This is a genomic window from Nocardioides sp. WS12 (assembly GCF_014108865.1).
Lineage (GTDB): Bacteria > Actinomycetota > Actinomycetes > Propionibacteriales > Nocardioidaceae > Nocardioides.
On the sequence record NZ_CP053928.1, the window covers coordinates 5009352 to 5035130 of the forward strand.

Here is a 25779-nt window from a genome sequence, read left to right on the forward strand (position 1 = left end):
ACTACTTCCCAAGAGGCAGGTACGCCGACAGGTCGGTCCGCTCGCCGCTGGCGCGCACCGTTCCTGCGGCAACGGCCTCGGGCCACGTGAGGTCACCTGTCGCCAACGCGATCCAGGTCGCCGCGTCGGTCTCGATGACCGCCGGCGGCGTGCCGCGGGTGTGCCGGACGCCCTCGACCACCTGGACGGCGGCGTAGGGCGGCACCCGGACCTCGACGGACTTCCCTGGCGCGATCGCCTCGAGCAACGCGAGGTAGTGCTTGGTCAGCAGGCGCAGGTCCGCGCGGGGCGGATCCTCGGCGCCGTCGATCGCCGCAGCGACGCGGGCAAGGGCGGCGGCGACGTCGTCAGGAGACGCAATACGGAGGCGGGCAGGCATGGCCCCTCATTGTCCCGCACCGCTCGCGGGTGGGCCCTGCCGGTGTCCTGAGGGGCGCCGGGCCAGAATGGGGTCATGGTTCTCCGACGCTGTGCTGCCGCCGCCTTCGGACTGCTGGTCCTCGCCCCGGGGCTCTCCGCCTGCGGTGACGACGCCGGCGTCGAGGTCGGCGACGTCGTGGCCGCCCGCAACGATGACCAGTTCAGCGGCGGCGCGGCCTCCTCGGTGGTCCTTCCCCGCGGGAAGCTCGAAGTCTCGTTCGGCAAGCCGACGGCCACGCTCAGCGCCGACGACACCCGGCAGCTGGAGGAGATCGAAGCGCCCGAGGGCAGCATGTTCGTCCCGCTGACGTGGCAGTACGACGCCGCCACCTTCAACGACTACGCCGACTTCCTCACCACCGAGAGCACGCCTGCGATCACCCTGGTCGCCGACGGGGCGTCGTACCGGCTCCCGGCACCGCGGGAAACGGGCGAAGGGTCGGCGTCGTTCTACGTGCTCGTCTCCGGGTCAGCCAAGGACCCGAGCCTCGCTGTCGAATTCGAAGGCGTGAAACAGACCGTCAACCTGAGCACCGGGGAGCGCGACACCGGCGCGGCCGAGCCGCTCTACGACCTCAAGCCCCCGAAGGACAACGCACGTTCCTGCACGAAGGACGCGACCTTCGCCGAGAAGGTCGTCGTGGCGGACTTCGCCTGCAGCGTGCGCCGCGTGGTGCGGCTGCCCTACGCCGGCGGCGCCTGGGCCGAACCCGACCACCAGTGGCTCGGCGTGACGATCCGCACCTCGCTGGGCCGTTATGCCGTGTCGTCCGATGCCCGGTCCGGCGCGGTCTACTACCCCACGGAGGTCAAGCCCACCTTCACGCTGGGCGAGGTCAAGTCCGCCGCGGTCATCGAGGACACGGCGTCCCGATCGTGCCCCGATCTCACGCAAGGCGGCTGCACCACGGTCTACAACGTGGTCTTCGACCTTGCCGACGGCGCCTCGACCCGGCTCAGCGCCGCGTTCTCCTACGCCGTCACGCAGACCTCGATCTACGGCGGCGCGGACGCCCCCGAAGAGCTCACGGCCACCATCGAGGTCAGCACCAAGGTGCGCTGACCGGCCCCCCGGGACCGATCAGCCCAGGGCAGCAGGCAGGGTCGCCGTCCAGGCATCCCGCAGGTCAGCAACGAGAACGTCGAACTGGCCCTCGACCACGAGCGACTCGCCGCCGGTGGTGCCGATCTCGGCCATCGGGACGTCGTGCCGGGCACACAGCGCACGCAGTTCGGCGATGTCGACGTCCTCGACGGTGACGACGGCGCGCGCCGCCGACTCGGCGAACAGACCGATGAAGGCGTCGCCCTCGAGCGTCACGGTGGCTCCGATGCCGCTCACCATCGCGCCCTCGGCCAGCGTCTGCGCCAGGCCACCATCGGACAGGTCGTGCGCGCTGGTCGCCACACCGACGAGGTCCTTGAGCAGGCGCGCAAGCCGGCGCTCGGCCGCCAGGTCGACCTGCGGCGGCAGGCCGCCGAGGTGGCCGTGCACGACGTTGGCCCACTCGGAACCGGACAGTTCCTCGCGGGTCGTGCCGAGCAGGATGATCTGCTCGCCGGCCGCCTGGAAGGACGACGGCGTCCGGCGTCGTACGTCGTCGATGACGCCGAGGACGGCAACGACCGGCGTCGGCAGGATGGCCGTCTCGCCCGTCTGGTTGTAGAGGCTGACGTTGCCACCGGTGACCGGGATGCCGAGCTCGAGGCACGCGTCCTTGAGGCCACGGCAGGCCTCGGCGAACTGCCACATCACGTCGGGATCCTCGGGCGAACCGAAGTTCAGGCAGTCGCTGACGGCCAGCGGGAGGGCGCCGCCGGTGGCCACGTTGCGGTAGGCCTCCGAAAGCGCGAGCTGGGCGCCGGCGTACGGGTCGAGCTTGGCGAAGCGACCGTTGCAGTCGGTGGCGATGGCGACGCCGAGGTTGCTCTCCTCGTCGACGCGGATCATGCCGCTGTCCGACGGCTGCGCGAGGACGGTGTTGCCCTGCACGTAGCGGTCGTACTGGTCGGTGATCCAGGACTTGTCGCAGAGGTTCGGGCTCGCGACCAGCTGGAGCAGGGTGGCCTTCAGTTCGTCGCCGGTCGTCGGGCGGGCGAGCGCCTCGGCCTTGTCGGCCTGGAGCGCGTCCTGCCAGGCCGGACGGGCGAAGGGGCGCTCGTAGACGGGGCCGTCGTGGGCGACGGTGCGCGGGGGAACATCGACAACGGTCTCGCCGTGCCAGTCGATGACCAGGCGACCGGTGTCGGTGACCTCACCGATCACGGCGGCTTCGACGTCCCACTTGGTGGTGATCGCGAGGAACGCCTCGATGTCGGCGGGCTCGACGACCGCCATCATCCGCTCCTGGCTCTCGCTCATCAGGATCTCTTCGGGCGAGAGGGTCGAGTCGCGCAGCGGCACCTTGTCCAGGTGCACGTGCATGCCGCCGTCACCGGCGGACGCGAGCTCGGAGGTGGCACACGACAGCCCGGCGCCGCCGAGGTCCTGGATACCGGCGACCACGCCGGCCTGGAACAGCTCGAGGGTGCACTCGATGAGGAGCTTCTCCATGAACGGGTCGCCGACCTGGACGCTGGGGCGCTTGGCCGGACCGTCCGCGTCGAACGTCTCGGACGCGAGCACGGAGACGCCACCGATGCCGTCGCCACCCGAGCGGGCGCCGTACAGGACCACGAGGTTGCCCTTGCCCGTCGCGTTGGCGAGGTGCAGGTCCTCGTGACGCAGTACGCCGACGCAGAGCGCGTTGACGAGGGGGTTGCCGAGGTAGGACTCGTCGAAGACGGCTTCGCCGCCGATGTTGGGCAGGCCCAGGCAGTTGCCGTAGCCGCCGACGCCGGCGACGATCCCGGGCAGCACCCGGTGGGTGTCGTCGGCGTCGAGCGGGCCGAAGCGCAGCGGGTCCATCACGGCGACCGGGCGGGCGCCCATCGCGATGATGTCGCGGACGATGCCGCCGATACCGGTCGCGGCGCCCTGGTAGGGCTCGACGTACGACGGGTGGTTGTGGCTCTCGACCTTGAAGCTGACGGCGTAGCCCTGGCCGATGTCGATGACGCCGGCGTTCTCACCGATGCCGGCGAGCATCGGGCCGATCGGCGTCTCCTGGGGGATCTCACCGAACTGCTTGAGGTGCACCTTGGAGGACTTGTAGGAACAGTGCTCGCTCCACATCACCGAGTACATCGCCAGCTCGGAGCTGGTCGGCCGGCGCTCGAGGATCTCCTTGATCCGGTCGTACTCGTCCGTCTTGAGCCCGAGGTCGGCCCAGGGCTGTGCGCGCTCCGGGTCGCCGGTCGCGACCGCGACGGTGTCGAGCGCGGGACGTGCGGGTGCAGGAGCTGAGTCGGCCACGGAGGCAAATCTATCGGCCGTGGTCGCGGTTCAGTCCGCCCGCTCCCCCATGAGATCGCTCACCCGCGTGCAGACACCGTCCCGGGCCTCCGCCCGCGACGAATTACAGGTCTGTAGTTATCGCCGAGGGCTGTTACTGGTGTGAAAGTTGGGGTTACCGTGACATGGCCACCACGGCCCTTCCCTCTTCCCCTGGAGTTGTCCCGCCATGTCAGTCCGGCTCGTTTCCACTTCGGTACGACGACCCGCACCGCACGCGCGCCTGCGCTCGCAGTCCGGTCGACTCGCCACCGGCGTGCTCGCCGCCGTCCTCGCGCTGACGCTGCTCGGACAACTCCGCGGGGACACTCCGGCCAGCCCGCCGCGGCCCCTCGAACTAACGGCCGCCACCACCAACCCGGTGACCCCGGGCAACTTCACCGGCTACGGCTTCGACCAGTGCGTTGCTCCGACCCAGGCGAAGATGGACGCCTGGCTCGAGAACTCGCCGTTCCTGTCGGTCGGCATCTACATCAGCGGCAACTCCCGTGCCTGCCGCAGCCAGCCGAACCTGACACCGGCCTGGGTGACCCGCCAGCTGGTGCAGGGCTGGCGCCTGCTGCCGATCACGCTGGGACCGCAGGCCAGTTGCAGCGTGCGCTACCCGAAGTACAAGGACGACCCGACGATCAACCCGGACCCGACCAGCAGCTACGCGAAGGCCAAGGCGCAGGGCAAGCTCGAGGCAGAGCGTGCGGTGACGGCCGCGAAGGCATTGGGCCTGGCCCCCGCCAGCACGCTCTTCTACGACCTCGAAGGCTTCGACCTCGGCAACACGCGCTGCCGCCAGTCTGCCGTCGCGTTCATGCACGCGTGGACGCTGCGCGTGCACGGGCTGAGCTACAAGTCCGGCTTCTACTCCAGCGCCGGTTCGGGCATCAAGATGCTCGACGACGTCGCGAAGACCTCGCCCGGCGTCGCGCTGCCCGACCAACTCTGGATCGCCCGCTGGGACGGCCTCGCCAACACCACGGTCAGTTCCGCCTACCTCTCGCCCACCGCGTGGCTGCCCGGTCGCCGCGTGAAGCAGTACCAGGGCGGACACAACGAGACCTGGGGCGGCGTGACGATCAACATCGACCGCAACTTCCTCGACCTGGGCAACTCCACGCCGGCGGCCGAGCGACACTGCTCCGGCATCCGGATCGACCTGGTGCGGTACTCCGCCGTCAAGCCCCCCACCGCCTCGGCCGTGCCGAACGCGACCCGGGTCAAGGCGTTGCAGTGCCTGCTCCGCGAGAAGGCCGTCTACACGGGCGCCATCAACGGGCTCTACAACACGGCCACGCAGGCAGCCGCGATGAAGTGGCAGAAGTCGCTGGGCTTCCGCACCAGCACGACCTGGGGCGTGAAGGACTGGATGTCCATCCTGTCCGCAGGCCACCGGCCGGTCCTCAAGATCGGCTCCCGCGGTGTCTACGTACGACGGGCGCAGCGCGCCATGCAGGCCGCCGTACCGACCCTGGAGATCAAGATCGACGGCATCTTCGACGCCGAGATGGCTTCCGACGTACAGGCCTACCGGGCCAAGATCGGCATGCCGCGGGCGGGGATCGTCAGCACCGCCACGTGGGCGAACCTGCAGGTGGGCAAGTTCGTCAGCTGACCGGCTGAACCGGCCAACGGGTCAGGCGAAGGTCTTCTCGACCAGCGAGGTGAAGAAGCCGACCCCGTCGAGGCCGCTGCCGGTGAGTTCCTCGACGGCGTGCTCGGGGTGCGGCATCAGGCCGACGACGTTGCCGCGCTCGTTGGTGAGGCCGGCGATGTCGTTGAGCGAGCCGTTCGGGTTCATCTCGAGGTAGCGGGCCACGACCTGGCCCTCACCCTCGATCCGGGCGAGCGTGGCGGCGTCGGCGACGAAGCCGCCCTCGCCGTTCTTCAGCACGATCCGGATCTCCTGGCCCTGGTCGTAGGACGAGGTCCACGGCGTGTTGTTGTTCTCGATGCGCAGCAACTGGTCACGGCAGACGAACTTGCGGTGGTCGTTGCGGATCAGCGCACCCGGGAGAAGGTGCGACTCGCACAGGATCTGGAAGCCGTTGCAGATGCCGAGGACGGGCATGCCCTGCTGGGCCTTGGCGATGACCTCGGTCATGACCGGGGCGAAGCGCGAGATCGCACCACAGCGGAGGTAGTCGCCGTACGAGAAACCGCCGGGCAGGATGACCGCGTCGACACCCTTGAGGTCGGCGTCACCGTGCCACAGGGCAACCGCTTCGTTGCCGCCGATGCGGACCGCGCGCTGCGCGTCGACGTCGTCGAGGGAGCCGGGGAAGGTGACGACCCCGACCTTCACTGCTCGACGCTCACGGCGTAGTTCTCGATCACCGGGTTCGACAGGATCGTCTCGGCCATCTGGCGCACCTCGGCCAGGACGGCGTCGGTCACCTCACCGGCGAACTCGATCTCGAACCGCTTCCCCTGGCGGACGTCCGTCGCGCCGGTGAAGCCGAGCCGGGGCAGGGCACCGAGCACCGCCTTCCCCTGGGGGTCGAGGATCTCGGGCTTCGGCATGACGGAAACGACGACTCGGGCCACGCCCGGAAGTCTAGTGCCGGTCGACGTACCAACCGTTTTCGGGGCAGGACCGTGAGAATCACGCCAAAAACGGTTGGTACGTCGCGGGGTCAGCTCAGTTCGCGCTTGAGGATCTTGCCGGTGGCGGTCATCGGGAGCGCGTCGACGAACTCGACGATGCGCGGGTACTTGTACGCCGCCATCTGGTCCTTGCTCCAGGCGACGATCTCCTCAGGGGTGGCCGAGGCGCCCGGCTTGAGGATGAGGACGGCCTTGATCTCCTCGCCGTGGCTGTCGTGCGGGACGCCGATGACGGCGGCCAGCGAGACGGCCGGGTGCGTGAGCAGGACTTCCTCGATCTCGCGCGGGTACACGTTGAAACCGCCGCGGATGATCATGTCCTTGGACCGGTCGACGATGTAGTACCAGCCGTCGGCGTCCTTGCGGCCGAGGTCACCGGAGCGGAACCAGCCGTCCTCGCTGATCGAGGCGGCGGTCGCGTCAGGGCGCTTGTAGTAGCCCTTCATGATGTTGTGGCCCTTGATCGCGATCTCGCCGATCCCTTCAGGGTCCTTGACCTCGTCCCAGGTGTCGCCGTCGAGCAACTTCATCTCCACACCCGGAATCGGCGTACCGATCGAGCCGACCCGCGGCGTCTCGCCGAACCGCGAGAAGCTCGCGACCGGGGAGGTCTCGGACAGGCCGTAGCCCTCGAGGATCGTGACGCCGAAGCGCTCCTCGAACTGGTGGTGCACCTCGACGGGAAGCGCGGCGCCACCGGCGACGGCGACCCGCAGGTTCGCGGCGAGCGTCGTGACGTCGACGGTGTCGTCGAGCGCACCGAGCAGACCCCAGTACATCGTGGGGACGCCGCCGAAGAAGGTCACCTTCTCCTTCAGCATCAGGCCGAGTGCGGGCGCAGCCTCGAAGCGGGGCAGCAGCACGACGGTGCCGCCGTAGGCGAAGGCACCGTTCTGGATGACGGTCTGACCGAAGGAGTGGAACAGCGGAAGCACACACAGGTAGGTGTCCGGGTTCGCCGAGTTCGCACCGAAGAGCGACTCACCCGTCAGTGCGTTGTCGCGCATGTTGCGGTGCCGCAGCTCGGCGCCCTTCGGCTGACCGGTCGTGCCGGAGGTGTAGAGGATGACGGCGGTGTCCTCGTCATCAACGTCGACGGTCTCGAACGTCGGCGGCTTCGTGCCGGCGGCCTGGCCGAACGTCTCGGTGCCCTCGATCGGCGACGGGGCGGTCGGGTCGGCGGTGATCACGAAGAAGTTCTCGCAGCCCTCGGTGGCCTCGAAGCCGGCGTGGCACTCGGCACCGATCGGCAGCTCCGGCGTGCCCTGGAACGCGAACAGCGCCTTCGCGTCGGAGTCGGCCAGGTGATAGGCCACCTCGCGGCCCTTGAGCAGCACGTTGAGGGGTACGACGGTCGCGCCGGCCTTGAGGATGCCGTAGTAGACGATCGTGAAGTAGGGCAGGTTCGGGCAGCTCAGCGCCACCTTGTCGCCCGGCTTGATGCCGCGCTCGACCAGCAGGTTGGCGACCTGGTTGGCGGCACCGTTGACCTGCGGGTACGACAGGCGGGTGTCACCGAAAACGATGGCAGTGCGGTCGGGGAAGTCCTGGGCGCTCTTCTCGAGGAAGCCGGAGAGGTTCGTCATGGCGGCCAACGTAGTCGGCGACCGTGACTGCCGTCACTGTTCAGGTGACCACAAGGAGCCGCCCCGCTTTGGAGCCCGGCACAAGATGCCGATCCGTCAGAAGCGCTCGCCAGTGAGCAGCTCGTAGGCCTCGACGTAGCGACTGCGGGTGCGCTCGATGACCTCGGGCGGCAGCGGCGGCGGCGCTTCGCCCGACGACCTGTCCCAGCCGCTCTCCGGGGAGAGCGCCCAGTTGCGCACGATCTGCTTGTCGTACGACGGCTGGGTTCGTCCGGGCTGCCAGTCATCGGCGGGCCAGTACCGCGAGGAGTCGGGAGTGAGCACTTCGTCGGCCAGCACGATCTGGGGCGAGGCGGCGGAAACCCCGAACTCGAACTTCGTGTCGGCCAGGATGATGCCGCGACTGCGCGCGATCTGCTCGGCCCGGCCGTAGACCTGGAGCGTGAGGTCCCGCAAGGCATTGGCGGTGTCGGCGCCAACGGTGGTCACGATGGCGTCGAAGGAGACGTTCTCGTCGTGGTCGCCGAGATCGGCCTTGGTGGCCGGGGTGAAGATCGGCGTCGGCAACCGGCTGCCGTCCTCGAGACCCGTCGGCAACGCAACGCCACAGACCTCGCCGGTGGCGCGGTAGTCGAGCAGTCCCGAGCCAGTGAGGTAGCCGCGGGCGACGCACTCGACGGGGAACATGTCGAGGCGCTCGCAGATGACCGCACGGCCACGGACCTCAGCCGGCACGTCGGTCGAGATGATGTGGTTCGGAACCAGGTCAGCGAGCTGCTCGAACCACCACAGGGAGGTCCGGGTGAGGATCTCGCCCTTGTCCGGGATGGTCGTCTCGAGCACGAAGTCGAAGATCGAGAGCCGGTCGCTCGCCACCATCAGCAGCTTGCCGACGTGCGGTCCCTCGGTGACCTCGTAGAGGTCACGCACCTTGCCGGAGTGGAGGTGGCGGGCTCCGGGGAGTTCGGGTGCGGGCGGGATGTTGGCGAGCGTCACGGGCGACAGCCTATTGAAGCGGCTGCCGCCCGCGGTGCGCAGACCGTCAGGCGTCGCAGCCGAGCCCTTCCTCGGTCCCCTCGGGCACTTCTCCCCGACCGACCTGGTCGGCGATGTCCCAGACGACATCCGGGAAGTCGCCCTCGCTGTCCATCTCCTTGAGGATCGGCCAGTCGCGGCTGGTGGCGAGTGCGGCCTGAGCGGCCCGGACCGCCGCAGCGTCGCCGGATTCCTTCGCCGCTGCGAAGTCCTTGACCCACGCGCAGACCACGGCACCCGTGACCTCGGCGCCCAGCTGGTAGCGGTCAACTTCCTCGGAGGAAAGGGTCCTGTCGAAGCCGTCCGGCACCGGAATCGGCTCCAGCATTTCAGCGATGGCCGCCGGTCGCTCGGTGGCGGTGACGAACGACGCCGGGAGGTGGCTGTCCAGATCGGCGGGCTCGATGCCGACGAGCTGGCCGAGGAGCGCGAGGTAGCCCGTCTTGTCCATGCCCTGTCCCCTGACCTCCAGCATGAAGTCGCCGACGACCTCGCGGATCACCGCGTGATCGTTGGCCGAGTAGGTGAACAGCTGGGCCGGCCGGCCGAGGACCTCGAGCGCCTCGGGCGCGCTGACGTCCTCGCGGTCCGTGACGTAGCTGTCGTACTCAGCGGCGGGACGCCAGTGGATGTCCAGGCCCTGTTCACCCTTCTCGTAGCGCACCTCGCCGCCGTACTCCTTGTCGATGGACGAGTACGTCATGTCCCATCCGTCGATGTCGAGGACAGCGATCTCGCCAGTGCCCGGCGCCTTCGCGACCGGGACGTCCTCGGCGGTCTGGGCCCCGCCCTGGCTGCCCAGCCAGACGACGCCGGCCAGGACGGCGGCGACCGCCGCTGCGGCACCGATGACCGAGACCAACCGGCGACGCTTCGAGGGCGGGGTCGGGGACGGTGTCGTGACGGACTCGAGCGGCGTGATGGCCATGATCTCCTCCAGGAGTTCGGCGCGGCCCTCGTGCACGGGGAGACCGGCAACGCCGGCATCGGTGATCTTGCGGTTCATCGGAGCTCCTCCTTCGGGCCGATCGCGGTGGTTTCACTGGGGAGATGTCCGGTTGCGGGCGGATCGTTGCCGAGCAGGTCACGCAATCGCGCCTTCGCGCGCGAGAGTCGCGGTCGTACGACGGTCGAGGGCAGGCCGAGCACTTCGGCGATCTCGCGTGGCTCCAGTCCCTCCCAGAGGTGGAGCTGGAGGACCTCCTCGTCGCGCGCACTCAATCGCTTCATCGCCTGCGTGATGTCGGCCCGGTGCACCACCTCGTCTGCCAGATCACTGACGGCAAGGGCGACCTGGACCCGCAATCGTTCACCGAGTGCGGTGCGCCGGCCGTCGCCGCGACGCTGGTTGGCGAGGGTTCGCCGCGCGACGCCGTACAACCAGGGCCGGGTGGAGTCACCGGCCGGCACGTGGCTCCACCTGCGCCAGGCCACCAGGAAGGTGTCGGACGTGACGTCGGCGGCGTCCTCCGGGCGCACGGTACGACGCAGGGCGAACCCGAGGACGGCGTCGAAGTGCGCGGCGTAGAGGTCGCGGAACGCGTCGTCGCGAGCGGTGGTCATACCCCTCCCATGTCCGGCAGTCATCGGATCGTTGCACGGCCCCTTGTTGTTTAAGTACACTTGGTTACTTGACATTGGCCTCTGATCGGATTCGCATGACGCGTGAACCCCGCCCCGACTTCCTCCTGGTGGGCGCCCCCAAAGCCGGCACCAGCGCGCTGCACCTTGCCCTCGCGGCCCATCCCGACGTGTTCGTCACCACGCCCAAGGAGCCGAAGTACTGGCTCTGCGAGAACGCGCCGCCGCCCCACTGGAGCGGCCCCGGCGACCGCCACTCGCAACGCGAATGGATCTGGCAGAGCGATGCCTACACGGACCTGTTCCGGCCCGCGCCCGACGCCGCGCTGCGCGGCGAGAGCACGCCGTTCTACCTCTGGCACCGCGGCGCCCAGCGCCGGATCGCGGAGTCCCTGCCCGACATCAAGCTGATCGCCGTCGTTCGTGATCCGATCGACCGCGCCTACAGCAACTGGATGCACCTGTGGTCCGACGGTCTCGAGCCCGAAGCGGACTTCGAGACCGCCTTCGCGCGCCAGGACGAGCGCATCGCCGCCGGCTACGCGCCGTTCTGGCGGTACCAGGAGCTCGGCCTGTACGGCGAGCAGTTCCGCGACCTGTTCAAGCTCGTGGAGCAGTCACGGGTGCTGGTCGTCCGGTACCGCGACATCGTCGACCGTCCGGTGGAGACCATCGATCGCGCCTGCCGCTTCCTCGGCATCCGCGAGGGTCAGGTCACGTCGATCCCTCGCGACAACTCGCGCCCGTACGTCGCACCCGGCTGGCGACCGCAGGTCGTCGGACCGCTCGTCCGGGCCGGCGCCTGGGCCGGCCAGTTCGCTGCGCCCGAGGTGTGGCGCGCCGCGAGCGTGCCGCTCATCGCGCGCCTCCAGACCCGCGACGCACACCGCCCCTCGCTCACCTCCGAGCAGCGCGAACGGCTGCTGCCGGCCTTTGCCGACGACATCGGCCTGCTCGGCGAACTCACCGGCGAGGACTTCTCCGACTGGCTGTCGACGCGCGACCGCGGATCCTTCGCCGAGCGCCAGGCGCGTCAGCAGCTCCAGTCCGGGATCAACGCACCAGCGTGACGAGGTCGTGGGCGCCGTCGGGGCGCGCCGCCTCCACGTAGAAGCGGGTGCGCCCGTCGGGCAGTGCGACCGCACTGGCGTAGCGCCACGCACCATCACTGTGCGGCGACGAGAGCGGCGGCCCGGCGAGCGGGATGAGGCGGTCGCCGTCCCACGTGGCCACGCCGGTGGTCTCGAACCAGTTGGACTCGGCATCGGGACGGCCGTCGTACAGGACGGCTGGGGGTGAACCCACCCGCCACGGGAGTACGGCGGTGACGCGGGCGCCGCGCGCGTCCCACTCCCCCGCCTGCCCGGCGAGCACCTCGCCGTGATCGGTCCAGACCAAACCGTCAGAGCTGCGCATCAGACGCGTCGTCATCCGGTCCTCGTGGCCCGGGTCGGTCAGCGGGTGGCAACAGACGAACATCTGCCAACTGTCCGAGTGCTGCACGATGACCGGGTCCTTGACCGCGACGGTCTCGTCACCGGGCAGCACCATGCGGCGTTCGCCGTGGGGGATCTCCTCGGGCGTCGCGGCGGTCAGGCTGTCGATCCACCAGTGCTTGGAGTCGGGCGTCGCGCACGACAGGTAGAGCCGCCACCCGATGCCCGGAACCGGCACCAGGACAGGGCGTTCGAAGGATTCGCAGCCGAACGCTTCACGCTGGACCTCGGCCACGGTGGTGAACTGCTCGCCGTCCTCGGACCGCGCGATCACCACACTCACACCCCGCCCCTCGGACAGGGGCCGACGCACGCGATAGGTCAGCCAGTAGGTGCCGTCGACCAGGACGGCGCTGGCGGCTCCCGCCCAGTTGCCGGCACCCGCAGCCGGCGCTGGTACGACGACCAGCGGGTCGTCGTACGTCGGAACGGCGAGCGCATCCAGGGTCATGGGCCGATCATACTCGACCATTTGAGTCGACTTTGGATGTCGACAAAGGGGGTGCCTCATCCGGCTGCGATTGCGGGTGGCAGAGTGGCGACATGCCGGAGTCTTCAGCGACCTACCCCGACAGCCTGGGCACGAACTCGACCGCAGTGGTGTGGGAGGACAAGATCTGGGTCCTCGCCCGCCACGACGCCGGTGCTGCCCTGGGCCTGACCTTGCACGCCCGCGAAGCCGAGGCGCTCGGCCAGCTCGATGACGAGCACGCCTCCCAGATGGGCCGGATCTCGAACCGCCTGGTCCGCATCCTCGAGCACGTCGACGGCGCCGGCACGGTGCGGATCGGCCGCGTGCCCGGGCCGCACGTCAACGCCACCTTCGAGGTCGCCGGTGTGAGCGAGGACCGCTTGCACGACATCGCGGTGAAGCTGTCCAACTGGGGCGGCGAAGCACGCGCCTGATCCACCCGCTCGCACCACGCGAAGCACTCGACCGAGGAGAATCCCCATGCCTGTCGTGAAGATCAACGCCATCCACGTCCCCGAGGGCGCCGGCGCCGAGCTCGAGCAGCGCTTCGCTGCGCGTGCCGGTGCCGTCGAGAACTCCCCCGGTTTTCTCGGCTTCCAGCTGCTCCGGCCGACCGCCGGCGACCAGCGCTACTTCGTCGTGACCCAGTGGGCCGACGAGGAGTCCTTCACTGCGTGGCGCGACGGCCAGGGCAAGGCCGCCCACGCCGACAAGCCGGGCGAGGCGCCCAAGAAGCCGGTCGCCACCGGCGCCGATCTCCTCGAGTTCGAGGTCGTGCTCGACGTACGACCTTCCTGAGCCTCACAGAACGGCCCGTCGATCCTGCGCGAGGATCGACGGGCCGTTGTGCGTGCTGGGTAGTGCCTATTTCTGCAGGTAGCAGGGCTCGGTGAACTTGTACGCCTCAGCTGTCTTGCCCGTGAAGGGCTCGACGGCGACGGACACCTTCGACGACGCGGCATCGTCGACCTTGTTCAGCTGCGTCACACGGACGGCGGCCTCGTTCGGGTCACCCTCGTAGTTGGCCGTCCCCTCCGGGAGCGTGCCCTCGCTGTCGATCCCGGTCAGGCTGTTGGCCGCATCGACCATGCCCTCGCGGTCGAGGTTGTCGTCGTCGAGTGCCTTCTCGAGGATCGCCTTGAGGACGTACCCGCTGCCGTAGCCGATGGAGTACCAGTCGTTCGGCGCCTGGTCACCCGCGGCGGCCCGCATCTTCTCCAGCCCGGGAACGTCCGCGTCCCACGCAGGGAACGAGGTGGCCTGCTGGTAGAGCGCCTTGATGGCCGGACCGGCCGGCGACGCCAGCACTGCGGAGTTCCAGCTCGGGATGGATCCGATGAACTTGCCGGTGAACTTCTGCGCCGCACTGCCACCGACGACCGCTGCCATCTCCTTGGGGCTGGTCGCGATCACGACGTAGTCGGGCTTGGCCTTGAGGAGCGCACCGATCGCGGCGGACTGGTCGTCGCCTCCGTCGACCGTGCCGGTCGTGATGTCGGTGAAGGTGAGGCCCCGCTCCTTGGCCGCGATGCGCGCACCCACCATGGCGTCGTCGCCGTAGTCGCCGGGGAAGTGCACCACCGCGACCGACTTCGCGCCCTCATCGGCCGCGTAGTCGACGATGTTCATCGCCTCGGTGCAGTAGCTGGAACCGACCTCCAGCGAGATGTCGTCGAAGATCCAGTTCGAGCCGAGCGAGGCCGGGCCGACAAGGATCGACTCGTTGGTGGCGTCCTCGAGGATCGCGTTGGTGTGCGCGGTGCCCAACGACTGGGTGACCGCGAGGATGTCGTCCTTGATCTCGTTGAACAGTTCGGCGTGCTTCTCCGGGTCGTACCCACTGTCCTTGACGTACTTGGTCACGTCGACCTCGTAGTCACCGATGCCACCGGCCTTGTTGACCTCGTCCCAGAAGGCCTTCTGGCCAGCGGTGAACGGCTCACCCACGCCCTTGAACACGCCCGTGAGGTCGGTGACCGTACCGAGGTAGATGCAGCCCTTGTCCTTGTCGATGGCGTTCGGACACGCGTCGTCGGTGACACCCGGCGCGGCACCGCCGCTCGAGTCGTCGTCGCGGCCGCACCCGGCGACCGCCATGGTGACGGTCAGGGCAGTCGCAATGACCCCCAGTGATCTCGACCTTCGGTTCACGGTTCCTCCTGGTGGTTGTGCTCACTTGTTGTGATGGTGCAGCCCCGGTTGGGCGGTCAATAAGAGAAGGGGAAGCTCTTCCAGTAGGTGCGTATGCGGTGCCAGATGCCGAAGAGGCCGCGTGGCTCGAAGAGCAGGAAGGCGACGATCAGGACGCCGTACATGATCTGCTCGAACTCGAAGATGTTCGGGTGCTCGCTGGCCGAGCTCGACAGGAACGGCACGAAGGCCGGCAGTTCGCTCGCGACGCGCGGCAGCAGCGCGATGAGCATCGCTCCCATGATCGTGCCGGAGATCGTGGCGACGCCGCCGATCAGGACGATCGCGATGAACTGGACCGACATCAACAGGCTGAAGGACTCCGGCGTGAAGTGCCCGCTGGCCGAGAACATCAGGGCCCCGCAGATCCCCGCATAGAACGAGGAGATCGTGAAGGCGACGATCTTGTAGCGGGTGAGGTTCACGCCCATCACTCCGGCGGCGACGTCGCGGTCACGGATCGCCGAGAACGCCCGGCCGATCCGGGAACGCGCGATGTTGCGGGCCAGTACGGCGGCCACGACCAGGACGCCGAGGAACAGCCAGTAGAGCTTCTGCTCCTCGGTCCAGCCACCCTTGAACCCGTTGTCGACGGTGAACTGGATGCCGAACAGTTCGGGCTTCGCCGCCTCGCGGCCGACCTGCGGACCGCCGCTCATCTCGTTCCACTCGAAGAAGAAGTACTGGCCGATGAAGACCAGGCCGAGGGTGACGACGGCGAGGTAGAGACCCCGCAGCCGCGTCGCCAAGGGCGCGACCAGGGCACCGGCGAGCGCCGCGACCAGGCCCGCGCCGATCAGCCACAGCGGCATGAAGTCGACGCCGAAGCCGAGGTACCGGCCGTCCGGGTCGCCGGAGAGTACGGCGGCGGCGTACGCGCCGATGCCGACGAAGAACGCGTGGCCCAGCGAGACCTGGCCGGCGTACCCGGTCACGAGGTTGAGGCCGATGGCACCGATCGCGAGCACCAGACCGCTGCCGAGCAGGATCAGCAGGTTGTCGGAGACGAGCATCGGCATCAGCGCAGCCACGACGAGCACGGCGACCGTGCCGAGCACCTTGCTGCGCGTGTTGAGCAGCGCCATGTCCTGGCGGTAGCTGGTGTAGAGCTCGGGGCGTCCCCACCTGCTGGTCAAGCCGCTCATCAGGGTGCTCATACGCGTTCGACCTCTCTGGTGCCGAACAGTCCGTACGGTCTGACGAGGAGCACGATCAGCATCACCAGGTACGGCGTGATCGAGCCGATGTTGGTGTCGAGGCCCGGGAACCAGTCCCGGTGGTACGACGTCACGATCTGTTGCGTCACACCGATGATGAGGCCGCCGAGGACTGCGCCACCGAGCGAGTCGAGGCCGCCGAGGATGATCACGGGCAGGGCCAGGAGCGCGATGTGCCAGTGGTTCTGGTCGACCGTGCGACCGGCCGCAGCGAACACCCCGGCCACGGTGGCGAGCGCGCCGGCCAGGCCCCACGAGACGGCGAACACGGTGCCGACGCTGACGCCCTGCGCCATCGCGGCTTCCTGGTCGAGGGCCGAGGCCCGCATGGCCAGCCCGATCGGCGTCCAGCGGAAGAACGCGAACAGCGCGAGGACCAGCACCGTGGTCACGGCAAAGGCCGCCAGGTCACGATGCTCGATGTAGACCCCGCCCACCTCCCAGGCGTCCAGCCCCCACGGGTCGCCGACCGTGCGCTGGTCCGAACCGACGAACATGCCGGACACGATCCGCACGATGATGTCGATGCCGATCGTGATGATCGCGATGACGAAGACGGCCTTGCCGACCATCGGCCGGATCGCGATCCGCTCCACGATCAGCGCCACCGCGGCAATCGCGATCGCACCGACGACCACTGCGGCAAAGAAGCCGATCTCGGGCGACAGGTAGGTCACCAGCACCGTGCCCGCGAGCAGGAACGACGGCTGCGCGAAGCTGATCACGCCCATCGACTTGTAGATGATCACGAACCCGAGGGCGAGCAGGGCGTAGATCGAGCCCAGGCCGACTCCGCCGGCAACGGCACCGAGGAACTGCGTCATGCCGCACCTCCCTTCGCCGGGGCGTACATCGACTCCACGAGGTCGTGGAACATGGCGTCGATCGAGGCGCGCTTGACCTTCTGCGTGGCGGTCAACTCACCGTCCTCGTGATCGAGTTCCTTGGGCAGCATCCGGAAGTACTTGATCTGTTCGACCGGGTTGTGCCGCTTGTTGACCTCGTCGAGGATCGACTGGACCAGGGTGCGGACCTCGTCCTTCTCCGCGAGGTCGCGGTAGGTCGTGAAGCCGAGATTGCGTTGCTGGGCCCAGGCGCCGACGGTGTCGAGTTCGATGCCGATCAGCGCGGTGAGGAACTTGCGACCGTCGCCGATGACGATCGCTTCCTTGATGAACGGCGAGGCCTTGATGCCGTTCTCGATCTCGGAGGGCGCGATGTTCTTCCCGCCGGCGGTGATGATGATGTCCTTCATCCGGTCGGTGATCCGCAGGTAGGTGCCGTCCCATTCGCCGACATCGCCCGTGTGGAGCCAGCCGTCCGCCGACACGGCTCTTGCCGTCGCTTCCTCGTCAGCCCAGTAGCCGGCAAAGACCGCGGGGTGCCGGGTGAGGATCTCCCCGGTCTCGTCATCGACCTTCACCTCGATGCCCTCGTGGGCCTCACCCACGGTGCCGAGCCGCACCCGTCCGGGCCGGTTGGCGGTGGCGATCGCGGCGTTCTCGGTCATGCCGTAGAGCTCGTGCATCGGCACGCCGATCCCCATGAAGAACTGCAGCACCTCCGGCGCCACGGGCGCCGCGCCACAACTCGCGTGCCGCACCCGGCGCAGGCCGAGCCGGTCGCGGAGCGCCCGGTAGAAGAAGAGCCACCCGACGGCGTACGCGAGACGGGTGCCGAGGGTGTGCTGACCACCGTTGGCCGCGAGTCGGGTCCCGAGCTTGTCGGCGCGCCCCAGCCAGAACCGCGACCAGTGCCGCTTGGCCCAGGTCGCCGAGTCCAGCTTGATCCGGGCCGTTGCGAGCAACTTCTCCCAGATCCGCGGCACCGCGAAGAACAACGTCGGCTGCACTTCGCGGAGGTTCTGCGGGACCGTCTCGATCGACTCCGCGAAGTTCACCTGGGTGCCGCCACCGGCGTTGTACCAGGTCGTCAGAACCCGCTCCGCGACGTGACACAGCGGCAGATAGGACAGCGTCAGGTCCTTGGGCCCGGGCGCCGGACGGGTGAACGGGCTGCGCTCCAGCACGGTCTCCAGCGCGAACTCGGCGTTGCCGATCGTGAGCATCGCGCCCTTCGGCGGACCCGTCGTGCCAGAGGTGTAGACGAGGGTCATCACGTCGGACGGCTCGGCCGCATCGACGAGTGCCTCGACGGCGCCGGGGTTCGCGGCGCGGTGCTCGTGACCCATCGCGATCAGGGACTCCCATGCCATCAGGCGCGGGTCGTCGTAGGACCGCAGGCCGCGCGGCTCGACGTACACGATCCGGCGCAGGTCCGGCAGGTCGCCGGATTCGAGCGCCTTGTCGACCTGCTCCTGGTCCTCGGCGAAGTGGAAGCAGGCGCCGCTGTGCGAGAGCAGGTACGACGTCTCGGCGGTCGGGTTCGTGGGATAGAGGCCGACGGTGGTGGCCCGGATGGCCACCGTGGCCATGTCGAGGAACAACCACTCCGGCCGGTTCTCGCTCTGGACCGCAACCCGGTCGCCGGGGCGAACGCCCAGTGCCAGCAGGGCATGCGCGACGTCGAGGATCGTGTCCCAGTAGGTCGCCCAGGTGATCTCGTGCCAGATGCCGAGGCGCTTCTCGCGCATCGCGACGCCCTTGGGCGACTGCGCGGCGCGGTCGCGGATCCGGGTGACGACGGTGCGGGTCATGCCGTGACCCCCTCGGTGCCGCCGAGGTCACCGGCATCGCCGCCGAGGTACGCACGGATCACGTCGGGGTTGCTCTGGATCTCCGCAGGCGTCCCCGTGGCAACCGGAGTGCCGAAGTCGATCACCATGATCCGGTCTGCGATGTCCATCACCAGACCCATGTCGTGCTCGACCATGATCATCGGGATCCTCAGCTCGTCGCGGATGTCGAGGATGTAGCGGGCCATGTCCTCGGTCTCCTCGAGGTTCATGCCGGCCACCGGCTCGTCGAGCAGCAGCAGCCGCGGCTCCATGGCCAGCGCGCGGCCGAGCTCGACGCGCTTCTGCACGCCGTACGGCAGCAACCCGACGGGGAACTTGCGGTACTGCTCCAACTCGAGGAAGTCGACGATCTCCTCGACCTTGCGCCGGTGCTTGAGCTCCTCGTTGCGCGCCCGCCCGACCCAGAGCATCGCGGCGAGCGTGCCGTAGCGCAGGTGCTGGTGGCGACCGAGCATCAGGTTGTCGAGAACCGTGAGGTTCGCGAAGAGCTCAATGTTCTGGAAGGTGCGGGCCATCCCGAGCCGGGCGATGGCGGGCGGGCGCATGCCGAGCAGCGCATGGCCTTCGAGGACGACACTCCCCTGCTGCGGGCGGTAGACGCCGGAGAGCACGTTGAAGATGCTGGTCTTGCCGGCGCCGTTGGGGCCGATGACAGCGAAGAGTTCGTCCTCCTCGACGGTGAAGCTCACGCCGTTGACGGCCTTGACCGCACCGAAGGAAAGGTGGACGTCGTCGAACTGCAGGACGGCGGTCACGAGGCCCACCTCTTTCGGCGGCGGTAGTGCTTGACGGACTTGAAGGACCGCGCCGCCTCGCCCTCGGCCCCCAGACCGAGGTAGAACTCGCGGACGTCGGCGTCGTCGCGCAACTGATCGGCGCTGCGGTCCATCACGACGCGGCCGTTCTCGAGGACGTAGCCGTGGTGCGCGATCGACAGCGCCATGGAGGCGTTCTGCTCGACGAGGAGGATTCCCGTGCCCTGGCTGTTGATCTCCACGATGATGTCGCGAATCTGCTCGACCACCTTGGGCGCCAGGCCGAGGGACGGCTCATCGAGCAGCAGGTAGCGCGGGTCGGACATCAGCGCCCGGCCGATCGCGAGCATCTGCTGCTCGCCACCGGACAGCAGGCCGGCCTGCCCGTCGCGGCGATCACGCAGGATCGGGAACAGCCCGTAGACCCGCTCCAGGTTGGTCTTCAGGTTGCGGCGGTCGGCGTAGCCACCGACGCGGAGGTTCTCCTCGGCAGTGAGTTCCTTGAAGACCCGGCGACCCTCGAGCACGTGCTTGATGCCCTTGCGGGCCAGCGTCGAGGGCTTCAGTTCGCCCACCGACTCACCGTCCAGGGTCACCGAGCCCTTGCGGATCTCACCGTCGTGGATGTCGAGCAGGCCCGACAACGACCGCAGCAACGTGGACTTGCCGCCACCATTGGCGCCCAGCAGGGCGATGATCTTGCCGTCAGGGACTTCGAGGCTCACGCCCCGGAGCGCGAGTACGACGTCGTCGTACACGACCTCGAGATTCTGTACGGCGAGCACCCGACTCCCTCCGACTGTGATGGGCATCACAGGGTGGGTGGAATGTAGCCGTACCCGTCGCCCGACGGGAACTGTTACTCACCAGTAGGTCGAAATGGTTATCAGCCAGACGCGGCAAGGGTCCCTGCGGCGCGACGGAGATCCGCGACGATGGCCCGACGGCTGAGCAAGGTGACGAGGCGACCGGCGCCGAGCGCGGTCACCGTGAACTCGACGCCCACCTGCGTGCCCTCCGGGCAGGGGGTAAAGGTCAACGCGAGCCGCGCGTTGGTCGGACCGAAACGGCCCTCCTCGACCCACCGGACCGGTTCGTCGGACTGCACCGTGCGCAGCAACGGCCGCACCCCCGGCACCACGGTGACGTCGGTCCACGACGTGCCGACAGCCGTGAAGGAACCGTCGGACCCGGGCACCACATCGGCGACCGCACGCAAGGACGACTGCCACGCCGGCCGGTTGCGCGGGTCGGCGAGGTAGCCGAATGCCCGGTCCGGTGGGACCGGGAAGAGGACGGCTGACCCCGTCAGAGGATCGCGCCCGGGTTGTAGGCAGCCGCTGCCGGGTGCTGGTCGACCAGCGCGGCCACCTGGCGGCAGACGGCCTGCGTCTGCGCGACGGCCGCACCGGTAAAGGTGATCGGGTCGGCGACCAGGGACTCGAGCTGCTCGGTGGTGAGGCCGAGGCGCTCGTCCGCAGCCAGCTTGGCGAACACGTCGTTGGTGGCCTGGCCCTGGCGCATCGCCAGCGCCGTGCCGACGGCCGCTTCCTTGATCGCCTCGTGCGCGGCCTCGCGGCCGACACCGTTGCGGACCGCAGCCATCAGCACCTTGGTGGTGGCGAGGTAAGGGAGGTAACGGTCGAGCTCGCGCTGGATGACCGCCGGGAAGGCACCGAACTCGTCGAGCACGGTGAGGAACGTCTGGAACAGCCCGTCGACGGCGAAGAACGCGTCGGGCAGCGCCACCCGTCGTACGACGGAGCAGGAGACGTCACCCTCGTTCCACTGGTCACCGGCGAGCTCGCCCACCATGGAGAGGTAACCGCGGGTGATGACGGCGAGGCCGTTGACCCGCTCGCAGGAACGGGTGTTCATCTTGTGGGGCATCGCGGACGAGCCGACCTGGCCCTCCTTGAAGCCCTCGGTGACGATCTCGTTGCCGGCCATCAGGCGGATCGTGGTCGCCAGGTTGGACGGCGCCGCGGTCAACTGGACCAACGCGGAGACCACGTCGAAGTCGAGGGAGCGCGGGTAGACCTGGCCGACGCTGGTGAGCACCCGGTCGAAGCCGAGGTGCGCGGCGACGCGCTGCTCGAGGTCGGCCAGCTTGTCGGCATCGCCACCGAGCAGGTCGAGCATGTCCTGGGCGGTGCCCATCGGTCCCTTGATGCCGCGCAGCGGGTAGCGGGCGAGCAGCTGCTCGATCCGCTCGACACCGATCAGGAGCTCGTCGGCGACGGTCGCGAAGCGCTTGCCGAGGGTGGTGGCCTGAGCAGCGACATTGTGCGAACGGCCGGCCATGACGGTGGTCTCGTGCTCGGCGGCAAGCCGTCCGAGGCGGGCGAGCGTCGCGATCGCGCGGTCACGGAGCAGGGCCAGGGACTGCTTGACCTGGAGCTGCTCGACGTTCTCGGTCAGGTCGCGCGAGGTCATCCCCTTGTGGATGTGCTCGTGGCCGGCGAGGGCCGCGAACTCCTCGATGCGGGCCTTCACGTCGTGACGGGTGATCCGCTCGCGGGCCGCGATGCTCGGCAGATCGACGTTGTCGATGACCTTCTCGTAGGCCTCGATGACACCGTCCGGCACCTCGATGCCGAGGTCCTTCTGTGCCCGGAGTACGGCGATCCAGAGCTGCCGCTCGAGGACGATCTTGTGCTCCGGCGACCAGATCTGCGCGAGGTCAGCAGCGGCGTAGCGGGTGGCCAAGACATTCGGCACGACATTCGGGACGGTCACGTGCCTCATTCTCCCATGCCCAGCGGGCGGGACCGATTTCAGCGCGGGGGCCGGACCAGCACCAGCTCGCCGTCCTCGTTGGCACCCCGGAGACCGGTGAATCCGGCCTTGGCCGCGACGCGGAGGCTGGCCTTGTTGGTCGGCTCGATGCTGGCGCGCAGCCGCACGTGCTGCCGGTCGATCGGGACGAGCACGGCCTCCAACGCCTCCGTCGCGAGGCCCTGACCGCGGGCTTCCTCGACCAGGCCGTAGCCGACCTCGGCTTCCGGCACGCCGTCGTCGGCGGTCTGGGGCGGGCCGAAGAAGCCGATCGAGCCGACCACGACACCGTCGCGCACGATCGACCGCGGACCCCACGGGTCGCCGTCGTGCCACAGGGACGCGGCACCGAGGTCGTCCTCGCGCGGGAAGTCCGGGTGCCACGTGGGCCGGCGGTCACCGGCCTTGATGGCCGCGACTGTGGCTGCGTCCCAGAGGACCAGGCGCAGGCGCGTGGTGGCCAGGCCTGCTTGCTGGTCAGACATCGAAGGCCGCCAGTTGCTGCGCCACCGCAGCGAGGTCCTCGCGCCACGGCTCCTCCGGCCCGGGCGGCAGGATGTCGTCCCAGTCCACGGCGAACGAACCCTTCACCGATGGCAGGCCGGCCGTCCTCGCCATGAACCAGACGTGCAGATGGGTCGCGCCGTCACCGACGCGCATCGTGTGGCAGCGGCCGATGTTCGGCAGACCCTCGACGATGCGGACGATCCGCACCGCGAGCACGCCGTACTCGGCAGCCATCGCGTCGTCCAGGTCGTCGAAGTCGAGGTGCTCCAGCGGCTCCAGGATCAGGACGAGCGGCAGCCCACTGCGCTCCGCCAGGTGCTTGAGACGCCACCGCTCGTTCGACCAGATGACCCGTGCCGAGTCGGTCGTGCAGATGCGGCAATCGGCAGCATCCTCGCCCTCGCGGGGCGCCTCCGGAGCCGGCGGAGCGAGGGGCTTGGTGGCCAGCGCACCGTCGACGACGTCCCACGGAAAGATGTCCCACTCGGCGACGGAGGGCAGCGGCATGCGGCCCTGCTCGTCGGCAGCAGCCATGACCCGGGCATGGACCTGTTCGGCGGATTCAGCCATGGCGCCACTCTGCCAGCCGCAACGGCGTCACCCGTCGAGGAGGTCCAGCAGGTCGATCCGTACGACGCCGTGGTCTCCGATCGCGACCTGGCCCGTCGGGGTGTGGTCGTCGAGACGTACGAACAGCTCCCAGCGCCCCTCGACCAGCGTCTGCACCTCCAGGGTGCGGTGCTCCGGATCGACGATCCAGTACTGCTCGATTCCGGCTGCGGCGTACTCCGGTGCCTTGCGCAGCAGGTCCTCGGATCGCGTGCTCTGCGACAGGACCTCGACGACGAGGACAGGTTGCTCGATGAAGAGTCCTTCGGGCTTGGTCGTCGCGTAGGCGTCGGGGATCCGGACCCGGTTGTGCGGCAGCTTGATGTTGCCGGATGTCGATCCGTAGAGACCGTCGACCTCGTCGAAGACGTTCGCCAACTTCCTGGCAACCCGTTGGTGGCGCCACACCGGGTCGGGGCTCACGACGACCACCCCGTCGACCCACTCGTGGCGCGGGTGCTCGGGCGTCGCGAGGTAGTCCTCCCACGACATGGGGATCCGCTGCAGGGCTTCCACGGCACCTCCCGGGAACGGCATGGACACATCCGGCCTCCTTCCAGTCTGCGCTCCCGGCTGGAGCGAGGGAAGGAATGCCGCGTCGCACGGCAAGGGAAACGACCGGAATCGCCTGTCCACAGGCAGGTGTCAGTCGCCGGCCAGCATCTTCTGCCACCACACGACGTCGATCCACCGGTCGTGCTTGCGGCCGACCTCGCGCAGCACGCCCTGACGCTCGAACCCGCAGGCGCGGTGCAGCGCCTCGCTCGCGTCGTTGGGCAGGGAGATGCAGGCCAGGGCCGTGCGCATGCCGCTGCTGGCGAGGCGCGCCAGCAGGTCGTCGTACAGGCGACGGCCGAGGCCGCGACCGGCGGCGGCCGGGTCGAGGTAGATGGTCACCTCGCGGGTGCCGTCGTACGCGCCCTTCGGCCGGAAGGCCGAGGAGTAGGCGAACCCGAGGACGGCATCACCGTCGGTCGCGACAAGGAAGTGGTCGCCCGGGTGGGTCGAGGCGAGCAGTCCCTCCCACTTCGACCGCGGCGGCGGTGCGAGGTCGAACGTGGCGGTGCCGTCGTGGACCTCGCGGGCGTAGATCGCCGCAACACCATCGATGTCCGCGTCAGTGGCGGGCCGGATCGTCACGTTCAGTCGTCCTTGAGCGAGGCGCCTTCGATGACGCCCAGCGGCTCAGCGGCGATATCGGAGCGGCGCTGGAGTCCGTCGAAGGTGATCAGGTCGGCAGCGGCGTAGGCGCGTGAACGAGCATCCGCGACGTCGTACCCGATCGCCCGGACGGCCAGCACTCGCCCGCCATCGGTGACCAACTGGTCTTCACCGGTGATCGAGCTTGTCGAGATCTTGCTGCCGGCGTGGATCACGTCGACATCGGTGACGCCGTTGGCGACGCCGACGCCGGTGATCACGTCGCCCTTCGAAGACGTCTCCGGGTAACCCGCCGAGGCGAGCACGACGGTCACCGAGGCGCCGTCAAGGAAGGTCGGTGCCGGCGTCTCGGCGAGGCGACCGTTGGCGGCCCCCGAGAGCAGTTCGCCCAGCGGGGACTCGAGAAGGGCCAGCACCGGCTGGATGTCCGGGTCACCGAAGCGCACGTTGAACTCGATGACCCGCGGCCCGGTCTCGGTCAGCGCGAGCCCGACGTAGAGGCAACCCACGAACGGCGCACCGCGACGGTTCATCTCGTCCAGCGTCGGTTGTACGACGGCCGCCATCACCGTCGCGGCGAGGTCGGCCGGCGCCCAGGTGAGCGGTGAGTAGGAACCCATGCCGCCGGTGTTGGGGCCGCGGCCGCCGTCGAAGACGCGCTTGAAGTCCTGTGCGGGCTGGAGCGGGTAGGCGGTGTCGCCGTCGCAGACCGCGAACAGCGAGACCTCGGGACCGTCGAGGAACTCCTCGATCACGACGCGGCCGCAACCGGCTGCGTGCGCGACGGCTTCGTCGCGGTTGCGCGTCACGACGACACCCTTGCCGGCGGCGAGGGCATCGTCCTTCACGACGTACGGCGGACCGAACGCGTCGAGCGCGGCAGCCACTTCCTCGGCGCTCGTGCAGGCGAAGGAGCCGGCGGTCGGCACACCGGCGGCAGCCATGACCTCCTTGGAGAAGGCCTTCGAGCCCTCGAGCTGCGCAGCCGCACCGGACGGCCCGAACACTGCGATCCCCTGGGCTCGCACGGCGTCGGCGACCCCCGCCACGAGCGGGGCTTCCGGGCCGATGATCACGAGCCCGGCGCCGATCTCGGCGGCGAGGGCAGCGACCGCCGTACCGTCCATCAGGTCGACGGGGTGCAGCGTCGCGAACGCACCGATGCCGGGGTTGCCCGGTGCTGCGTGGACCTCCGACACCGAAGGGTCGCGGGAGAGCGCGAGGGCGAGCGCGTGCTCGCGGCCGCCGGTACCGATGACGAGGGTCTTCACGGAAGTCGATT

The 25779-nt window shown here is 68.9% G+C and carries 27 protein-coding genes; 5 read left to right on the plus strand and 22 right to left on the minus strand.

Annotated elements, in window-relative coordinates:
• Window position 1: 1 nt before the first annotated feature.
• Window positions 2–379, minus strand: coding sequence for a sterol carrier family protein (locus tag HRC28_RS24355; RefSeq protein ID WP_182377926.1), 378 nt, complete (start codon window positions 377–379; stop codon window positions 2–4).
• 75 nt (window positions 380–454) lie between these two features.
• Between HRC28_RS24355 and HRC28_RS24360 the strand changes: the two genes are divergently transcribed.
• Complete coding sequence (locus HRC28_RS24360; protein ID WP_182377927.1) at window positions 455–1483, plus strand: hypothetical protein; 1029 nt, start codon at window positions 455–457, stop codon at window positions 1481–1483.
• A gap of 18 nt (window positions 1484–1501) precedes the next feature.
• Here HRC28_RS24360 and purL read toward each other — a convergent pair whose 3' ends face one another.
• Window positions 1502–3775, minus strand: a complete 2274-nt coding sequence (purL, locus tag HRC28_RS24365; RefSeq protein WP_182377928.1) for a phosphoribosylformylglycinamidine synthase subunit PurL — start codon at window positions 3773–3775, stop codon at window positions 1502–1504.
• Between the two features lie 208 nt (window positions 3776–3983).
• On the opposite strand from purL, the gene HRC28_RS24370 reads away from it, so the two are divergent.
• Complete coding sequence (locus tag HRC28_RS24370; protein ID WP_182377929.1) at window positions 3984–5420, plus strand: glycoside hydrolase domain-containing protein; 1437 nt, start codon at window positions 3984–3986, stop codon at window positions 5418–5420.
• Between the two features lie 21 nt (window positions 5421–5441).
• On the opposite strand, the gene purQ is transcribed toward HRC28_RS24370, so the two are convergent.
• From purQ to HRC28_RS24400, 6 genes are all read right to left on the minus strand, one after another.
• Window positions 5442–6110 carry a phosphoribosylformylglycinamidine synthase subunit PurQ gene (gene purQ, locus HRC28_RS24375; protein ID WP_182377930.1) on the minus strand — a complete coding sequence of 223 codons (669 nt, stop codon included), beginning with the start codon at window positions 6108–6110 and terminating at the stop codon, window positions 5442–5444.
• Window positions 6107–6352 carry a phosphoribosylformylglycinamidine synthase subunit PurS gene (gene purS, locus HRC28_RS24380; RefSeq protein WP_182377931.1) on the minus strand — a complete coding sequence of 82 codons (246 nt, stop codon included), beginning with the start codon at window positions 6350–6352 and terminating at the stop codon, window positions 6107–6109. Before purS ends, purQ begins: the two co-directional genes overlap by 4 nt.
• A gap of 89 nt (window positions 6353–6441) precedes the next feature.
• Window positions 6442–7998, minus strand: a complete 1557-nt coding sequence (locus HRC28_RS24385) for a long-chain fatty acid--CoA ligase (RefSeq protein WP_182377932.1) — start codon at window positions 7996–7998, stop codon at window positions 6442–6444.
• A gap of 96 nt (window positions 7999–8094) precedes the next feature.
• Window positions 8095–8994: a phosphoribosylaminoimidazolesuccinocarboxamide synthase gene (locus HRC28_RS24390; protein WP_237111634.1), complete on the minus strand. Its 900-nt coding sequence runs from the start codon at window positions 8992–8994 to the stop codon at window positions 8095–8097.
• Between the two features lie 46 nt (window positions 8995–9040).
• Window positions 9041–10039: a hypothetical protein gene (locus HRC28_RS24395; RefSeq protein ID WP_182377934.1), complete on the minus strand. Its 999-nt coding sequence runs from the start codon at window positions 10037–10039 to the stop codon at window positions 9041–9043.
• The gene (locus HRC28_RS24400; RefSeq protein WP_182377935.1) at window positions 10036–10596 is read right to left on the minus strand and encodes a sigma-70 family RNA polymerase sigma factor; all 561 of its coding nucleotides are present in this window, start codon (window positions 10594–10596) and stop codon (window positions 10036–10038) included. Before HRC28_RS24400 ends, HRC28_RS24395 begins: the two co-directional genes overlap by 4 nt.
• A 95-nt stretch (window positions 10597–10691) precedes the next feature.
• Between HRC28_RS24400 and HRC28_RS24405 the strand changes: the two genes are divergently transcribed.
• Window positions 10692–11684, plus strand: a complete 993-nt coding sequence (locus HRC28_RS24405) for a sulfotransferase (protein ID WP_182377936.1) — start codon at window positions 10692–10694, stop codon at window positions 11682–11684.
• On the opposite strand, the gene HRC28_RS24410 is transcribed toward HRC28_RS24405, so the two are convergent.
• Window positions 11668–12561, minus strand: coding sequence for a hypothetical protein (locus HRC28_RS24410; protein WP_182377937.1), 894 nt, complete (start codon window positions 12559–12561; stop codon window positions 11668–11670). The two genes, HRC28_RS24405 and HRC28_RS24410, sit on opposite strands and share 17 nt — an antisense overlap.
• Before the next feature lie 92 nt (window positions 12562–12653).
• Between HRC28_RS24410 and HRC28_RS24415 the strand changes: the two genes are divergently transcribed.
• Both HRC28_RS24415 and HRC28_RS24420 read left to right on the plus strand, forming a co-directional pair.
• Window positions 12654–13016 (plus strand): hypothetical protein, encoded by a 363-nt coding sequence (locus tag HRC28_RS24415; RefSeq protein WP_182377938.1) that lies wholly within the window; start codon window positions 12654–12656, stop codon window positions 13014–13016.
• Window positions 13017–13062: 46 nt separating this feature from the next.
• Window positions 13063–13380, plus strand: a complete 318-nt coding sequence (locus HRC28_RS24420; RefSeq protein ID WP_182377939.1) for an antibiotic biosynthesis monooxygenase — start codon at window positions 13063–13065, stop codon at window positions 13378–13380.
• Window positions 13381–13446: 66 nt separating this feature from the next.
• Here the strand turns inward: HRC28_RS24420 and HRC28_RS24425 are convergent, their stop codons facing one another.
• The 13 genes from HRC28_RS24425 to purD form a co-directional block, all read right to left on the minus strand.
• Complete coding sequence (locus HRC28_RS24425; protein WP_182377940.1) at window positions 13447–14733, minus strand: ABC transporter substrate-binding protein; 1287 nt, start codon at window positions 14731–14733, stop codon at window positions 13447–13449.
• Between the two features lie 56 nt (window positions 14734–14789).
• Window positions 14790–15917, minus strand: coding sequence for a branched-chain amino acid ABC transporter permease (locus tag HRC28_RS24430; protein WP_182377941.1), 1128 nt, complete (start codon window positions 15915–15917; stop codon window positions 14790–14792).
• 8 nt (window positions 15918–15925) lie between these two features.
• Window positions 15926–16813 (minus strand): branched-chain amino acid ABC transporter permease, encoded by an 888-nt coding sequence (locus HRC28_RS24435; RefSeq protein ID WP_182377942.1) that lies wholly within the window; start codon window positions 16811–16813, stop codon window positions 15926–15928.
• Entirely contained in the window at window positions 16810–18645 is a 1836-nt protein-coding gene (locus tag HRC28_RS24440) for an AMP-binding protein (protein WP_182377943.1), read from the minus strand. Before HRC28_RS24440 ends, HRC28_RS24435 begins: the two co-directional genes overlap by 4 nt.
• On the minus strand, window positions 18642–19442 hold the full coding sequence (locus HRC28_RS24445) for an ABC transporter ATP-binding protein (RefSeq protein ID WP_237111635.1): 801 nt from the start codon (window positions 19440–19442) through the stop codon (window positions 18642–18644). Before HRC28_RS24445 ends, HRC28_RS24440 begins: the two co-directional genes overlap by 4 nt.
• The gene (locus tag HRC28_RS24450) at window positions 19439–20254 is read right to left on the minus strand and encodes an ABC transporter ATP-binding protein (protein ID WP_202033173.1); all 816 of its coding nucleotides are present in this window, start codon (window positions 20252–20254) and stop codon (window positions 19439–19441) included. Before HRC28_RS24450 ends, HRC28_RS24445 begins: the two co-directional genes overlap by 4 nt.
• Before the next feature lie 74 nt (window positions 20255–20328).
• Window positions 20329–20823, minus strand: coding sequence for an SRPBCC family protein (locus HRC28_RS24455; protein WP_202033467.1), 495 nt, complete (start codon window positions 20821–20823; stop codon window positions 20329–20331).
• Window positions 20751–22181: an adenylosuccinate lyase gene (gene purB / locus HRC28_RS24460; protein ID WP_237111636.1), complete on the minus strand. Its 1431-nt coding sequence runs from the start codon at window positions 22179–22181 to the stop codon at window positions 20751–20753. Before purB ends, HRC28_RS24455 begins: the two co-directional genes overlap by 73 nt.
• 38 nt (window positions 22182–22219) lie before the next feature.
• Window positions 22220–22705 (minus strand): GNAT family N-acetyltransferase, encoded by a 486-nt coding sequence (locus HRC28_RS24465; protein WP_182377946.1) that lies wholly within the window; start codon window positions 22703–22705, stop codon window positions 22220–22222.
• Window positions 22698–23297 carry a hypothetical protein gene (locus tag HRC28_RS24470; RefSeq protein WP_182377947.1) on the minus strand — a complete coding sequence of 200 codons (600 nt, stop codon included), beginning with the start codon at window positions 23295–23297 and terminating at the stop codon, window positions 22698–22700. The genes HRC28_RS24465 and HRC28_RS24470 overlap by 8 nt, the downstream gene beginning before the upstream one ends.
• Before the next feature lie 27 nt (window positions 23298–23324).
• Window positions 23325–23873, minus strand: coding sequence for a Uma2 family endonuclease (locus HRC28_RS24475; RefSeq protein WP_182377948.1), 549 nt, complete (start codon window positions 23871–23873; stop codon window positions 23325–23327).
• 108 nt (window positions 23874–23981) lie between these two features.
• On the minus strand, window positions 23982–24476 hold the full coding sequence (locus HRC28_RS24480) for a GNAT family N-acetyltransferase (RefSeq protein ID WP_182377949.1): 495 nt from the start codon (window positions 24474–24476) through the stop codon (window positions 23982–23984).
• Between the two features lie 2 nt (window positions 24477–24478).
• Window positions 24479–25768, minus strand: coding sequence for a phosphoribosylamine--glycine ligase (gene purD, locus HRC28_RS24485; RefSeq protein ID WP_182377950.1), 1290 nt, complete (start codon window positions 25766–25768; stop codon window positions 24479–24481).
• Window positions 25769–25779: the final 11 nt, after the last annotated feature.

Excerpts from the sequence above, each read along its gene's own strand:
- HRC28_RS24355 (WP_182377926.1), bottom strand. The coding sequence starts at position 379 with ATGCCTGCCCGCCTCCGTATTGCGTCTCCTGACGACGTCGCCGCCGCC.
- HRC28_RS24360 (WP_182377927.1), top strand. The coding sequence starts at position 455 with ATGGTTCTCCGACGCTGTGCTGCCGCCGCCTTCGGACTGCTGGTCCTC.
- HRC28_RS24370 (WP_182377929.1), top strand. The coding sequence starts at position 3,984 with ATGTCAGTCCGGCTCGTTTCCACTTCGGTACGACGACCCGCACCGCAC.
- HRC28_RS24385 (WP_182377932.1), bottom strand. The coding sequence starts at position 7,998 with ATGACGAACCTCTCCGGCTTCCTCGAGAAGAGCGCCCAGGACTTCCCC.
- HRC28_RS24395 (WP_182377934.1), bottom strand. The coding sequence starts at position 10,039 with ATGAACCGCAAGATCACCGATGCCGGCGTTGCCGGTCTCCCCGTGCAC.
- HRC28_RS24400 (WP_182377935.1), bottom strand. The coding sequence starts at position 10,596 with ATGACCACCGCTCGCGACGACGCGTTCCGCGACCTCTACGCCGCGCAC.
- HRC28_RS24405 (WP_182377936.1), top strand. The coding sequence starts at position 10,692 with ATGACGCGTGAACCCCGCCCCGACTTCCTCCTGGTGGGCGCCCCCAAA.
- HRC28_RS24410 (WP_182377937.1), bottom strand. The coding sequence starts at position 12,561 with ATGACCCTGGATGCGCTCGCCGTTCCGACGTACGACGACCCGCTGGTC.
- HRC28_RS24415 (WP_182377938.1), top strand. The coding sequence starts at position 12,654 with ATGCCGGAGTCTTCAGCGACCTACCCCGACAGCCTGGGCACGAACTCG.
- HRC28_RS24420 (WP_182377939.1), top strand. The coding sequence starts at position 13,063 with ATGCCTGTCGTGAAGATCAACGCCATCCACGTCCCCGAGGGCGCCGGC.
- HRC28_RS24430 (WP_182377941.1), bottom strand. The coding sequence starts at position 15,917 with ATGAGCGGCTTGACCAGCAGGTGGGGACGCCCCGAGCTCTACACCAGC.
- HRC28_RS24435 (WP_182377942.1), bottom strand. The coding sequence starts at position 16,813 with ATGACGCAGTTCCTCGGTGCCGTTGCCGGCGGAGTCGGCCTGGGCTCG.
- HRC28_RS24440 (WP_182377943.1), bottom strand. The coding sequence starts at position 18,645 with ATGACCCGCACCGTCGTCACCCGGATCCGCGACCGCGCCGCGCAGTCG.
- HRC28_RS24450 (WP_202033173.1), bottom strand. The coding sequence starts at position 20,254 with ATGCCCATCACAGTCGGAGGGAGTCGGGTGCTCGCCGTACAGAATCTC.
- HRC28_RS24465 (WP_182377946.1), bottom strand. The coding sequence starts at position 22,705 with ATGTCTGACCAGCAAGCAGGCCTGGCCACCACGCGCCTGCGCCTGGTC.
- HRC28_RS24470 (WP_182377947.1), bottom strand. The coding sequence starts at position 23,297 with ATGGCTGAATCCGCCGAACAGGTCCATGCCCGGGTCATGGCTGCTGCC.
- HRC28_RS24475 (WP_182377948.1), bottom strand. The coding sequence starts at position 23,873 with ATGCCGTTCCCGGGAGGTGCCGTGGAAGCCCTGCAGCGGATCCCCATG.